The 12,561-nt window shown below is 72.3% G+C and carries 9 protein-coding genes; 6 read left to right on the top strand and 3 right to left on the bottom strand.

Annotated elements, in window-relative coordinates; all coding sequences use genetic code 11:
* Nucleotides 1–134 precede the first annotated feature (134 nt).
* The 3 genes from tkt to MKK53_RS13385 form a co-directional block, all read right to left on the bottom strand.
* Nucleotides 135–2,210: a transketolase gene (gene tkt / locus MKK53_RS13395; RefSeq protein ID WP_243929203.1), complete on the bottom strand. Its 2,076-nt coding sequence runs from the start codon at nucleotides 2,208–2,210 to the stop codon at nucleotides 135–137.
* Between the two features lie 18 nt (nucleotides 2,211–2,228).
* Nucleotides 2,229–4,088, bottom strand: coding sequence for a glycoside hydrolase family 15 protein (locus MKK53_RS13390; RefSeq protein ID WP_243929202.1), 1,860 nt, complete (start codon nucleotides 4,086–4,088; stop codon nucleotides 2,229–2,231).
* Between the two features lie 116 nt (nucleotides 4,089–4,204).
* Nucleotides 4,205–4,879, bottom strand: coding sequence for a hypothetical protein (locus MKK53_RS13385; protein ID WP_243929201.1), 675 nt, complete (start codon nucleotides 4,877–4,879; stop codon nucleotides 4,205–4,207).
* A 248-nt stretch (nucleotides 4,880–5,127) separates the two neighbouring features.
* Between MKK53_RS13385 and MKK53_RS13380 the strand changes: the two genes are divergently transcribed.
* The 6 genes from MKK53_RS13380 to MKK53_RS13355 all read left to right on the top strand — a co-directional run bounded on the left by MKK53_RS13380 (nucleotide 5,128) and on the right by MKK53_RS13355 (nucleotide 12,308).
* Nucleotides 5,128–5,715, top strand: coding sequence for an ANTAR domain-containing response regulator (locus tag MKK53_RS13380; protein ID WP_243929200.1), 588 nt, complete (start codon nucleotides 5,128–5,130; stop codon nucleotides 5,713–5,715).
* A 142-nt stretch (nucleotides 5,716–5,857) separates the two neighbouring features.
* Complete coding sequence (locus MKK53_RS13375; RefSeq protein WP_243929199.1) at nucleotides 5,858–6,865, top strand: CmpA/NrtA family ABC transporter substrate-binding protein; 1,008 nt, start codon at nucleotides 5,858–5,860, stop codon at nucleotides 6,863–6,865.
* 91 nt (nucleotides 6,866–6,956) lie between these two features.
* Nucleotides 6,957–7,169: a hypothetical protein gene (locus MKK53_RS13370; RefSeq protein ID WP_243929198.1), complete on the top strand. Its 213-nt coding sequence runs from the start codon at nucleotides 6,957–6,959 to the stop codon at nucleotides 7,167–7,169.
* A gap of 462 nt (nucleotides 7,170–7,631) precedes the next feature.
* The gene (locus MKK53_RS13365) at nucleotides 7,632–8,903 is read left to right on the top strand and encodes an NAD(P)/FAD-dependent oxidoreductase (RefSeq protein WP_243929197.1); all 1,272 of its coding nucleotides are present in this window, start codon (nucleotides 7,632–7,634) and stop codon (nucleotides 8,901–8,903) included.
* A 10-nt stretch (nucleotides 8,904–8,913) separates the two neighbouring features.
* Nucleotides 8,914–10,704: a NirA family protein gene (locus tag MKK53_RS13360; RefSeq protein ID WP_243929196.1), complete on the top strand. Its 1,791-nt coding sequence runs from the start codon at nucleotides 8,914–8,916 to the stop codon at nucleotides 10,702–10,704.
* Nucleotides 10,701–12,308, top strand: a complete 1,608-nt coding sequence (locus MKK53_RS13355) for a sulfite reductase subunit alpha (protein WP_243929195.1) — start codon at nucleotides 10,701–10,703, stop codon at nucleotides 12,306–12,308. Before MKK53_RS13360 ends, MKK53_RS13355 begins: the two co-directional genes overlap by 4 nt.
* The last annotated feature ends 253 nt before the right edge of the window (nucleotides 12,309–12,561 follow it).

Below are 12,561 nucleotides of genomic sequence, written 5' to 3'. Positions count from 1 at the left end.
GGAGGAGGGTTCCAGAGATCGCAGGGCCTTCTGGAGCCCTCCTTCGAGGCCCGCCGAAGCGGGCACCTCAGGATGAGGAGGCAGGGTGGGACGGGTGTCGCGACGATTCCCCCGCAGCGGGCGGGGGGATGTCTTCAATGCTTGTGCTGGGCCACCTGCGCCTTGGCGGCCTCCAGCACCTTCTCGGGGGTAAACCCGAACTTCTGCAGAAGATCCTTGAGGGGCGCCGATGCGCCGAAGGTGTCCATGCCGATGATCATGCCCTCGGAGCCGGCGTAGCGGTCCCAGCCGATCACGCTGCCCTGCTCCACGGCCACGCGGGCCTTCACCGCGGGGAGCAGGACGGAGTTGCGGTAGGCCTCGTCCTGCCGCTCGAACAGGTCCCACGACGGCATCGAGACCACCCGGGCCCGCACGCCGTCGGCCGCCAGGGCGTCGTAGGCGTCGAGGCACAGCTGCACCTCCGAGCCCGACGCCATCAGGATCACCTCCGGCGTGCCGTCACAGTCGGCCAGCACGTAGCCGCCCTTGGCCGTGCCCGAGGCCGCGCCGTACTTCGACCGGTCGAGGGTCGGCAGGGGCTGGCGGGAGAGGGCCAGCACCGCCGGCTGGTTCTTCAGGGAGAAGATCACCCGGTAGGCTTCCGCGACCTCGTTGGCGTCCGCCGGGCGCAGGGTCACGAGGCCGGGGATGCAGCGCAGGCTCAGCAGCTGCTCCACCGGCTGGTGGGTCGGCCCGTCCTCGCCCACGCCGATCGAGTCGTGGGTGAAGATGTGGAAGACCGGCAGCTCCATCAGGGAGGCGAGGCGGATCGGCGGGCGCATGTAGTCGGCGAAGACCAGGAAGGTCGCGCCGTAGGCCCGCAGCCCCGAGAGGCCGAGCCCGTTCACGATCGAGCCCATCGCGTGCTCGCGCACGCCGAAATGGATGTTGCGCCCGCCGGGGTTCAGGGGGGTGAGGGAGCCCGCCCCCTCGAAGGTGAGGTTCGACTTGTTAGAGGGCGCGAGGTCCGCCGAGCCGCCGAGCATGAACGGCACGTGCTGGGCGATGGCGTTCAGCACCTTGCCCGACGATTCGCGGGTGGCGAGCCCCTTGGCGTCCGCCGGGAAGACCGGGATGTCCTTGTCCCACCCCTCCGGGAGGCGCCCTTCGAGGAACGCGTCGAGCTGCTCGGCATGGGCGGCGTCGGCCTCCTTCGCCCTGGCGAAGGTGCCCTGCCACGCGTCGTAGAGCGCGGCGCCGCGCTTGCCGATGCCATCGCGAAAGTTCTCGTGGACCCCGCCGGGGACGAGGAACTGCGCGTCCTCCGGCCAGCCGTAGGCGCGCTTGGCGCCCTTCACTTCCTCCTCGCCGAGGGCGTCGGAATGGGCCTTGGAGGTGCCCTGCTTCTTCGGCGCCCCGAAGCCGATCACCGACTTGACGACGATCAGGGTCGGGCGGTCGTGGCTCGCCACGAAGGTGTCGAGGGCGGCCGTGATGGCGTGGATGTCGTTGGCGTCGGCGACCCGGAGCACCTGCCAGCCATAGGCGAGGAAGCGGGTCGCCACCTCCTCACCGAAGGCGAGTTCGGTGTGGCCCTCGATGGTGACGGTGTTGTCGTCGTAGATCCAGCACAGGTTCGACAGGCGCAGGTGGCCGGCGATGGAGGCGGCCTCCGAGGCGACGCCCTCCATCAGGTCGCCGTCCGAGCACACGGCGTAGACGTTGTAGTCGAACAGGTTCAGGCCGGGGCGGTTCAGGTGCTCCCCGAGGAAGCGCGAGCCCATCGCCATGCCGACGGAGTTCGCCACGCCCTGGCCCAGGGGGCCGGTGGTGGTCTCGACGCCGGTGGTGAAGTGGTATTCCGGGTGGCCGGGGGTGCGGCTGTCGATCTGCCGGAAGCGCTTGATCTCGTCGAGGCTCACCGCGGGGGCGTTGCCGCCGTCCTTCTCGGCGACGTTGGCCAGATGCAGCAGCGCGTAGAGCAGCATCGAGGCGTGGCCGCAGGACAGGACGAACCGGTCGCGATTCGGCCAGTGCGGGTGCGCGGGGTCGTAGCGCAGGTAGCGGTTCCACAGGGTGTAGGCGACCGGCGCCAGGGCCATCGGCGCGCCGGGATGGCCGGAATTCGCCTTCTGCACCGCGTCGATCGCCAGGGTGCGGATCGTGTCGATGCTGAGCTTGTCGATCTCGGCAAGCCCGGCGCGGGCGGGTGTGTCGGCTCCGCTCATGCGTGGTCGTCCTATTCTCTACTCTGGCCGCTGGGCCGCCTCGCGACGGTGGACGGCGGGGGGCGCACCGTTCGCCTTACCGCCCTGTTTCTCCGCGGGCCCTTCGCCATGGGCATAGCTGAGGAGCGTGTTGACGAGGGCCACGTGGGTGAACGCCTGCGGATAGTTACCCACAAGACGCTTGGCATGCACGTCGTACTCCTCGCTGACGAGGCCGAGATCGTTGCAGATTCCGATCAGGCGGTCGATCAGTTCGCGGGCTTCGGCGCGCCGGCCCAGACCGATCAGATTGTCCGCGTACCAGTAGGTACAAGGGAGGAACGCGCCTTCGTTGCCCGAAAGCCCGTCCGTCGTCTGCCCCTCGGTCTCGTAGCGGAGGATGAAGCCGTCGCGCATCAGGCCCTTGCCGATGGCCTCGACGGTGCCGACCACCCGCGGGTCGTGCTGCGGCAGGAAGCCGGTATGGGCGATGAGGAGCAGGCTCGCATCGAGCGCCTTCGAGCCGTAGACCTGCACGAAGCTGTTGAGCTCCTTGTCGAAGCCCTTCTCGCAGACCTCGGCGTGGATCTCGTCCCGGATCGCCCGCCAGCGTTCCGCCTGCTCCCGCGTCGCCCCCGACCCGTCGAGCTCGTGCATGCGCAGGGCCCGGTCGAAGGCGACCCAGGCCATCACCTTCGAGTGAACGAAGTGCCGGGAGCCGCCGCGCACCTCCCAGATGCCCTCGTCGGGCAGCATCCAGGCCTTCTCCAGGTGGCCGAGGATGGCGAGGCCGACCCGGCGCCCGTCCTCGCTCACCGGGAGGCCGCGGGCATGGGCCTGGTACAGGGCGTCGAACAATTCGCCGTAGACGTCGAGCTGGAATTGGGCCGCGGCGGCATTGCCGATCCGCACGGGCTTCGAGTTCTCGTAGCCGGGCAGCCAGTCGAGGGTGATCTCGGGCAGCAGCCGCTCCCCGGCGATGCCGTAGAGGATGTGCGCCTGTTCCGGGTTTCCGGCCACCGCCCGCAGCAGCCAGTTCAGCCAGTTGCGCGCCTCCTCGATATAGCCGCCATCCATCAGGGCGATGAGCGTCAGGGTCGAATCGCGCAGCCAGCAGAACCGGTAGTCCCAGTTGCGCTCGCCGCCGAGCCCCTCCGGCAGGGAGGCGGTGGGCGCCGCGACGATGCCGCCGGTGGGGTGGTAGATCAGCGCCTTGAGGGTCAGGAGCGAGCGCTGCAGCAGGCCGTCCCAGGGCGTGCCGCGGACGCAGCGCCCGGACCATGCCCGCCACGCCCGGTCCGTGTCCGCCAGCATCTCCAGGGGCTCGATGGGGGGCGGGTCGGGCTCGTGGGAGGGGCCGTAGCTCAGGGCGAAGCGGAACCGCTCCCCGGCATGGACGGTGAACTCGCCCACCGTCGTCTGCCGGTCGGTGCCGTGCAGGTGCACGTCGGTGCGCAGCACCACCTTGTGCGGACCCGCGATGGCCCGCAGGTCCCCGAGTTCCGAATGCGACACCCACGGGACCGCCGATCCGTAATCGAACCGCACCGCCATCTCGCTGCGCATGGCGACCCGCCCGTGGATGCCCTGGACGAGGCGCACGAGGTGCGGCCCGTCGCCGGTGGGCATGAAGTCCGTGACGAGGACCTCGCCCTGGCGGGTCCTGTGCCGGGTCTCGAGGACGAGGCTGCCTTCCCGGTAGGCCCAGGTCGACTCGACGTGCTCGGCCTCCGGGCGGATCTCCCAGAAACCGTGCTCGTGCGTGCCGAGGAGGGCGGTGAACAGGGCGGCGGCGTCGAAGCGCGGCCAGCACAGCCAGTCGACGCTTCCCCTCCGGCTGACCAGCGCGGCGGTCCGCCCGTCGCCGATCAGCGCGTAGTCCTCGATCCGCTCGGCCATCCGGCCCTTCCCCCGTCCGCGTGAGACCGCGACTTAGGATGATGCGGCGCGGGATCCAGGGGTGCGCCGCCCAAGCGGGGCGGCACGGCGGCCGGCGGCCGCCGCATCGGAGCGGATCAGAGGAGGCGGTCCGCCAGGATGGAGACCGAGCCCTTCACCACCGCCTGCCCGCCGCGCACGAGGTCGCTCGCGCCGCCGGTGATCCGCTCCACCCGGGCGCCGATCCCGGCTCCGACTTCCCGGGCCACCGGCACCACGGCCTCGGCGACCGATTCGGCGAAGGGGAGGGCGGACGGCACGGTCGCCGGGGGCGACTGTTGGGCCGTCGCCCCCGGCGTGTCGGATGCGGGGCGGGCGGGGAGGAAGGGGTTGTCCGGCTGGGGGGCGTCCTGGCAGCGCCGGCCCGGCGCGGGGGTGGGGCAGGGACGGCGGTTGGCGGCCGCGAGGCGCCGGAGCGGCCGCGGGGCCGGCGCCACGGCCGCGGTACGGGCCGGGGCGGCGACCGAGAGGGCGGAGGTCGTGGCCGGGTCCGCCGTCAGGGGGAACACTTCCGAGAAGGCGATCACCGCGGGCGGGCGGGCGAAGGGGGCCGAGGCGGAGGGGCCTGAGGCGGGGGCGGCCGGTTCGGCGATGGCGAGGCTCGGCGCCCCCGTGGCGGGCAGCATCCGCGCGGCGACCGCCGGGGCGGGGGTCTGGTGCTTCGTGCAGACCACGGAGGCCGCCGCCAGGATCACCACGGTCACGAGGGTCGGCAGGAACGGCATCGAGACCCGCCCGCCGGAATCCGCCAAGGCCGGCCGGTCCTGGGACCGGCACGGGGATTCCACCGAAGTACGATCAGGCCCGCGCATCCGCTTATCGACCCTTCTTCCGTCTCGGAAGGCCACAGAAGGCCGCGACATTGCGGCAGAAGCTGGACCGAAAGGTTACGTGCCGGTAACCGGGCGGCCGGTTCCCGGCGGGGCCCGGGGCGAGGGCGGCCGGGGCATGTCCCTTGCGTCCCTGGACACGGGCAAGACCCGCCCCAGAACGGGCCGCGATGACCGATTCGAGCCTCACCGTCGCCGTGATCGATCCCAGCCAGGCCCGCGCGGCGATCCTGGAGGAGGGGCTGCGCGCCGCGGGCATCGGGCGGATCGTCGTGCTGCCGGACACCGCCGACCTGCAGGAGCGGGTGAGCGCCCTGAAGCCCGACGTGGTGGTGATCCACCTGGAGAGCCCGAGCCGGGACATCCTGGAGCAGATGTCGGGGGTCTCGCGCCATGCCGGGCGGCCGGTGGCGATGTTCGTGGACCGCTCCGACGCGGCGATGATGGAGGCCGCCGTCGATGCGGGCATCTCCGCCTACGTCGTGGACGGGCTGCGGCCGGAGCGGATCAAGTCGATCATCGACATCGCCATCCTGCGCTTCAACGCCTTCGCCCGCCTCCAGCGGGAGCTCTCCGAGGCCCGGGGCGAACTCGCCGACCGCAAGCTGATCGAGCGGGCGAAGGGGATCCTGATGAATCTCAAGGGCCTCTCCGAGGACGAGGCCTACAAGCAGCTCCGGCGCAAGGCCATGAACGAGAAACGCAAGATCGCCGACATCGCCCGGGCCATCGTCACCACGGCGGACCTGCTCGGATGAAGGCGGTCCCGACCCAGGCCCGCGGGGAACGCCCCTCCCACCCTCGTCCTCGTCCTGAGGGGCCCGCGCGAAGGCGCGCGCCGCGAAGGAGGGCGGGGGTGGGACGACGGGAAGGGGGCGCCTCCCCCCGAAAGGGACAGCCATGAGACTCCAGATCGGCTACGTCCCCCTCTGCGATGCGGCCCCGGTGGTGATGGCGCAGGAGCTGGGCTTCGCCCGGGAGGAGGGGCTGGACCTCGACCTCTCCGCCGAGCCCTCCTGGGCCACCCTGCGCGACCGGCTGGCCCTCGGCCATCTCGATGGCGCGCACATGCTGGCGCCCCTGGCGCTGGCCAGCGCGCTGGGCCTCTCCGGCCCGCCCTCGGATGTGGTGGTGGGCCTGCCCCTCAGCCTGAACGGCAACGCCATCACCCTCTCGAACGCCCTCTGCGAGGCCATGGCGGGGCAGGGGGGAGAAGGGTTGGGCGAGGATTGGCGCGGCGTCGCCCGGGCCTTCGCCCAGGTCGCCGCCGGCCGGCGGCGAGAGGGGCGGCCGGTGACGATCGGGACCGTCCACCCCTTCTCCTGCCACGCCTACCAGGTCCGCCTGTTCGCCCAGGCCGGCGGGCTCGATCCCGCGGCCCTGCGCACGGTGGTCGTGCCGCCGCAGCACGGGGTCGAAGCCCTCTCCCGGGGCCTCGTGGACGGGTTCTGCGCGGGCGCGCCCTGGAACGAGGTCGCCCTGGCGGCGGGCGTCGGGCGGGTCGCCGCCTTCTGCGCCGAGATCGCCCCGGACGCGCCGGAGAAGGTCTTCGCCGTGTCCGGCCGTTCCGGCGAGGCGACCCCCGCCCTGGTGCGGGCGGTGGCCCGGGCGGGCCTGTGGTGCGCCGACCCCGCGAACCGGGGAGAGCTGGTCCACCGCCTCGGCCGCCGCAGCCACCTCGACCGGGAACTCGGCCTCGTCGCCCGCGCCTTCGAGCGGGCCGGGGCGGACGAGACCGGCCTCGGCCGCCTGCGCCTCGGCGCCCCGGCCCAGGCCGCCCCGCCGGAGCGGTTCGGCTGGCTGCTCGACCAGATGCGCGCGGCGGGCCAGCTCGGCGACGACCCGGAGACCGAGGCCGCCGCCCGGGCGGTCTACGGCCCCGGCCCTCCGGCGGCGGTGGGTGCGTGACAGTCTGCCGCGTGCCGCACGGTGGGTGCGGCCACCGGTCGTGCGTCCCTCGGACGGAACGGGCGGCGGTTTCCCCCGTTGTGAGGCTACCATGCCCGGTTGCCGCAAGTTCGACGCAGCGTCGCTCCCACCGACACCACCCCAACGGGTGGAGCTACAGCGCTACGTCCGCACCGGACGCCGTGCCCCCCGCGCCGCCAACGACAACCGCCGCGTCACCGCGCCGAGCGCGTGGTACTGGGCCATCGTCGTCGGCGCCATGCCGACGGTCGGGCTCCTCGTGGCCCTCTCCACCCTTCTCTAGACACCGGCCGGCCCCGTCGCCCCTGCGCGCCGTTCGCTCCGGCGGCGACGGGCAACGTCGTGCCTTTGTCCGGCGCCGTGCATTGCCGCCGGACGGCTCCGCGTGTCCGGCGATGAGGATGTGGGCACTCCCACCCGCCTGCCCGGATCGCTGACCGCAGAACGGTCAGCCGCCCGCTTTTTGTGCATCGCACAGCGCCCCGGTCCCCCCTCCCTGCCTGAAGCGTGACCGGTTTCCCGCACAGCGGCGGACGGCCGGAGGGCGGGCGGCCCGGCATGTGGCACGCGTCCTGCAAGCATCCCCGGTGTCCGTCAACGGCGACGGGCAGCGCCGTCAGCGAGGCCGCTGATCCGGTTCTCCTGGGGCTCCGACCGGCTGCCCTGGGACGAGATCCGGCAGCGGCTTTTTCGTGGGCGGTTCGCCGACGATCCCTGGATTCGAGGTTCGAGACGCGACCGATCGATGCCGACATCCCCCTTGGACACCGCGACGCCGACAGCGCGGGCGACGGACGGCCCCCCGCGCGAGCGGCTCGTCGTCGTCGGCAACGGCATGGCTTCCCTGCGCTTCCTGGAGCACCTCACCGAGGGTTGCCCCGGCCGCTACGACGTCACCTGCGTCGGGGCCGAGCCCCGCGCCGCCTATAACCGCGTGCTCCTGTCCTCGCTGCTCGGCGGCGAGATCGACGAGGGGGCGACCGCCTTCCGCGGCCTCGACTGGTACGAGGCCCACGGCATCCGCCTGATCACCGGGGCGCCCGTCACCGCCATCGACCGGGAGAACGGCCTCGCGATCGTCGGCGACGCCCACGTCCTGCCCTTCGACAGGCTGGTGCTGGCGGTGGGCTCCCTGCCGATCCGCCTGCCCAAGCCCGGCATGGACCTGCCCGGCGTCATCACCTTCCGCGACCTCGCCGACGTGGCGGCCATCCGCAAGGCCGCCGTGGAGCATGCCAAGGCCATCGTGATCGGCGGCGGGCTGCTCGGGCTGGAGGCCGCCGCCGGGCTCGGCCGGCTCGGCATCGACACCACCCTGCTCCACGTCATGGACCGGCTGATGGAGCGCCAGCTCGACCACGCCGCCGCCGCCCTGGTGCGGCGGGCGATGGAGGCGAGGGGCGTCAGGGTCATCCTCGGCGCCGACACCGCCGCCGTCGAGGGGGAGGGCAAGGTCGAACGCCTGCGCCTCGCCGACGGCACCGTCCTCCCGGCCGACCTCGTGGTGATGTCGGTGGGCGTGCGCCCCTCCGTGGCGCTGGCGCATGGGGCGGGGCTCGCCACCAACCGGGGCATCCTGGTCGATGACCGGATGGCGACCTCGGACCCGCGCATCTTCGCGCTGGGCGAGTGCGCCGAGCACCGGGGCCTCGTCTACGGCCTCGTGGAGCCCGCCTACGAACAGGCCGACGCGCTGGCCCGCCACCTCGGCGACGGGACGGCCGCGTATGGCGGCACCCACCTCGCCACCAGCCTGAAGATCTCGGGCCTGCCGGTCTTCTCGGCGGGCGTCGTGGACACCCCGGCCGACGCCGAGGCGGTGATCCTCTCCGATCCCGGCGCCGGGCTCTACCGCAAGCTGCTGCTGCGGGAGGGCCGGCTCGTGGGCGCGGTCTTCGTCGGCGACATCGCCGAGCAGGCGGCGTGCAAGGCCCTGATCCGCTCCGGCGAGCCGGTCGGGGACGTGGACGATCTGATGTTCGGGCGCCCGGCGGCGCCCCAGCCCCTCGCAGCGTAAGGAGGCCAGCATGGCGGACGAATTCAACGCCGAGCAGCGGCGCTACCTCGAAGGCTTCGCCGCGGGCGTCGGCGCCGCGCGGATCACCGGCGGCCTCGCGGCCGGCTCGGGGGCGGCCGTGCCCGCCCCCGAGCCGGTCGGCCCGGACGCGATCCATATCAAGGCGCAGGACGCCACGGTGAAGGCCGGCGGCAAGCTCTGCGAGCAGGAGAAGTGGAAGCGGGCCGAGAGCCCCTTCGACGGGCACAACCGGCTGAAGGCCGAGGCCGCCACCGGCAAGGCGCCCAAGCCCGAGGACAATTTCCGCTGGCGCTACCACGGGATGTTCTGGGTCGCCCCCAACCAGGTGAGCTACATGTGCCGCCTGCGCATCCCGAACGGGGTGCTGCACCATTGGCAGTTCGCGGGCGTCGCCGACCTCGCCGACGCCCATGGCGGCGGCTACGTCCACGTCACGACGCGGGCGAACCTCCAGGTCCGCGAGATCACCCCCGAGCACGCCCAGCCCTTCCTCGACGGGCTCGCCGACATCGGCCTCGGGGCGCAGGGATCGGGGGCGGACAACATCCGCAACGTCACCGGCTCACCCACCGCCGGCCTCGACGCGCAGGAGCTCCTGGACACGCGGCCGCTGGCCAAGTCCTGGAACAACTGGATCGTCAACGACCGCTCGCTCTACGGCCTGCCGCGCAAGTTCAACGTCGCCTTCGACGGCGGCGGCGTGATGCCGGTGCTGGAGGAGACCAACGATGTCGGCTTCCAGGCCGTGGAGGTGCTGGAGGGCGCGGCGATCGCGCCGGGCATCTGGATGCGACTCGTGCTCGGCGGCATCTCCGGCCACAAGGACCTCGCCCGCGACACCGGCGTGGTCCTCAAGCCCGAGGAGTGCAACGCCGTCGCTGACGCGATCATCCGCGTGTTCATCGAGAACGGCGACCGGACCAACCGCAACAAGTCGCGGATGAAGTACGTCCTCGACGCCTGGGGCTTCGAGAAGTACCTCGCCGCCGTGGAGGAGAAGCTCGGGCGCAAGCTGGAACGGGTCGATCCCGCCCACATCGCCCCGCGCAAGCCCACCAACCGCTACGCCCATGTCGGCGTCCACCGGCAGCGCCAGGAGGGGCTGAACTGGGTCGGCGTCGTGCTGCCGGTCGGCAAGATGCTGAGCGACGAGGTCCGCGCCCTCGCCAAGATCGCCCAGGAATGCGGCGACGGGCAGATCCGCCTCACCGTCTGGCAGAACTTCATCTTCTCCGGCGTGCCTGATGCGAAGCTCGCCGAGGTCGAGGAGCGCGTCGCCTCCCTCGGCCTGTCGATCAGGGCCGAGGGCATCCGGGCGGGGCTCGTCGCCTGCACGGGGGCGCGGGGCTGCAAGTTCGCCGCCTCCGACACCAAGGGCCACGCCATGCTCATCGCCGAGCATGTCGAGCGCACGGTGAAGGAGCTCGACGTGCCGGTGAACGTCCACCTCACCGGCTGCCACCATAGCTGCGCCCAGCACTACATCGGCGACATCGGCCTGATCGGCGCCAAGGTCGTCGTCTCGGAGGAGGGCGACACCGTCGAGGGCTACGACATCGTGGTCGGCGGGGGCTTCGCCGAGACCCCGAAGATCGGCACCGAGATCTGGAAGGCGGTGAAGGCCGAGGACGCGCCCCTGCGGGTCGAGGCCCTGCTGCGCACCTACCTCGCCGGCCGCCGGGACAAGGACGAGACCTTCCAAAGCTTCACCGCCCGGACCGGCCCGGAGGCCCTGCGCGACGCCGCCGAGTCCGAACCCGCCCTGAGGGCCGCCGCATGACCCAGCATGTCTCCCCCCCGCTCGTCCTGATCCCCGAGACCGCCCCGTTCGACCCCGACCAGCGGGCGTGGCTCTCGGGCTACTTCGCGGCCCTCCTCGGCCCCGCCGTCGAGGGGGCGACGGCCTTGGCACCGGGGGACGTCCCCGGCGACAGTGCGAAAAAACTCGCCGACAACGACGACGCCCCCTGGCACGACCCGTCGATGCCGCTCCCCGACCGGATGGACCTCGCCAAGGAGCGGCCCGAGGCCCAGAAGCTGATGGCCGCCATGGCGCAGCAGGATTGCGGCCAGTGCGGCTACAACTGCGCCGACTACGCCAACGCCATCTTTCTGAAGAGCGAGGCGCGTCTGAACCTCTGCCAGCCCGGCGGCAAGGAGACGATGCGGATGCTCAAGCGCCTGGACGAGGAGTTCGGCGCCTCGGGCGGTGCCGCCCCCGCCGCCGACGCCGCGGCCCCCGCCGAGGCGAAGGCGCCGGAGATCGGGCCCCTCGGCTACTGCCGGGAGAACCCGGTGGAGGCCCTGTTCCTCTCGCGGCGGCGCCTCAACGAGCCCGGCGGCGAGAAGGAGACGTGGCACATCGAGATCGGCCTCGACGGCACGCCGATCGAATACGTCGTCGGCGATTCGCTCGGCCTGTTCCCCGCCAACGCCCCCGCCCTGGCGGATGCGGTGATCGCCGAACTCGGCGCCCGGCCGGAGCGGAGGATCGGCGAGCGGACCCTGCGCGACCACCTGCTCATCAACTATGCCCTCGGCGCCGCGCCGGACAACCTCTACCAGCTCCTCTCGCTCCTCACCTCCGGCGAGGCCCGCCGGAAGGCGCAGGCCCTGGCCTCCGGCGAGGACCCGGACGGGGACGCGCAGTACCTCGACGTGCTCGGCGCCCTGCACAAGTTCCCCGGCGCGCGGCCCGACGCGGAGGTCTTCCTCGAAGCCCTCGACGAGTTGCAGCCCCGGCTCTACTCGATCTCGTCCTCGCCGAAGATGGATGCGGGGCGGGTGTCCCTCACGGTGGACGCGGTGCGCTACAACCACCGCTCCCGGCTGCGGCTCGGCGTCGCCTCGACCCATCTCGGCGAGCGCCTGCCCGAGCAGACCAAGGTCAAGATCTACCTCCAGAAGGCCCACGGCTTCGCGCTGCCGGAGGACCTGTCGAAGGACGTGATCATGTGCGGCCCCGGCACCGGGATCGCCCCGTTCCGAGCCTTCCTGCGCGAGCGCGCGGCGACGCGGGCGCCCGGCCGCAACTGGCTGTTCTACGGCCACCAGCGGCAGGCCAGCGACTTCTTCTACAAGGACGAGCTGAACACGCTGAAGGACGACAAGGTGCTGACCCGGCTGTCGCTCGCGTGGTCCCGGGACGGATCGGAAAAAACCTACGTCCAGGACCGGATGCGCGAGAACGGCGCCGACCTGTGGAAGTGGCTGGAGGGCGGCGCCCACTTCTACGTCTGCGGCGATGCCAAGCGCATGGCCAAGGACGTGGAGCGGGCGATCATCGACGTCGCCGCCCAGTACGGCGGCAAGAGCCCCGAGGACGCGGTGGCCTATCTCGGCGCGTTGAAGAAGGCCGGGCGCTACCAGGCCGACGTGTACTGACCGTCTACGACCCTCCCCCCTCTGCGGGGGAGGGTGCCCCCCGTCCGGTCGGCTGCGCCGGGGGGCACCGGTGCCGCGCCGGGGCAGCCCTCCCCCCAGGCGCGCAGCGCTCTCCGGACTCGGCGAGCTTCTCTACCGACTCCTGCTCACGGTCCGCCGACGCCGGCCCGCCGAGGGGCGCGCGCGCCCGTCCGCCGTGCGCTGTCGCCTGGCCGAACCCCGTCCGTCCGGTGCGGGAGAGGTCCTGGGCCGT

The organism is Methylobacterium sp. J-076, assembly GCF_022829405.1.
GTDB lineage: Bacteria > Pseudomonadota > Alphaproteobacteria > Rhizobiales > Beijerinckiaceae > Methylobacterium.
The sequence above is the reverse complement of the archived record's forward strand: the minus strand, read 5'-3'. Positions and strand labels throughout refer to the sequence as shown.

What these genes read in the sequence shown, in the direction of transcription:
- tkt (WP_243929203.1), bottom strand. Translation starts at nt 2,210, where the DNA reads ATGAGCGGAGCCGACACACCCGCCCGCGCCGGGCTTGCCGAGATCGAC.
- MKK53_RS13390 (WP_243929202.1), bottom strand. Translation starts at nt 4,088, where the DNA reads ATGGCCGAGCGGATCGAGGACTACGCGCTGATCGGCGACGGGCGGACC.
- MKK53_RS13380 (WP_243929200.1), top strand. Translation starts at nt 5,128, where the DNA reads ATGACCGATTCGAGCCTCACCGTCGCCGTGATCGATCCCAGCCAGGCC.
- MKK53_RS13375 (WP_243929199.1), top strand. Translation starts at nt 5,858, where the DNA reads ATGAGACTCCAGATCGGCTACGTCCCCCTCTGCGATGCGGCCCCGGTG.
- MKK53_RS13370 (WP_243929198.1), top strand. Translation starts at nt 6,957, where the DNA reads ATGCCCGGTTGCCGCAAGTTCGACGCAGCGTCGCTCCCACCGACACCA.
- MKK53_RS13365 (WP_243929197.1), top strand. Translation starts at nt 7,632, where the DNA reads ATGCCGACATCCCCCTTGGACACCGCGACGCCGACAGCGCGGGCGACG.
- MKK53_RS13360 (WP_243929196.1), top strand. Translation starts at nt 8,914, where the DNA reads ATGGCGGACGAATTCAACGCCGAGCAGCGGCGCTACCTCGAAGGCTTC.
- MKK53_RS13355 (WP_243929195.1), top strand. Translation starts at nt 10,701, where the DNA reads ATGACCCAGCATGTCTCCCCCCCGCTCGTCCTGATCCCCGAGACCGCC.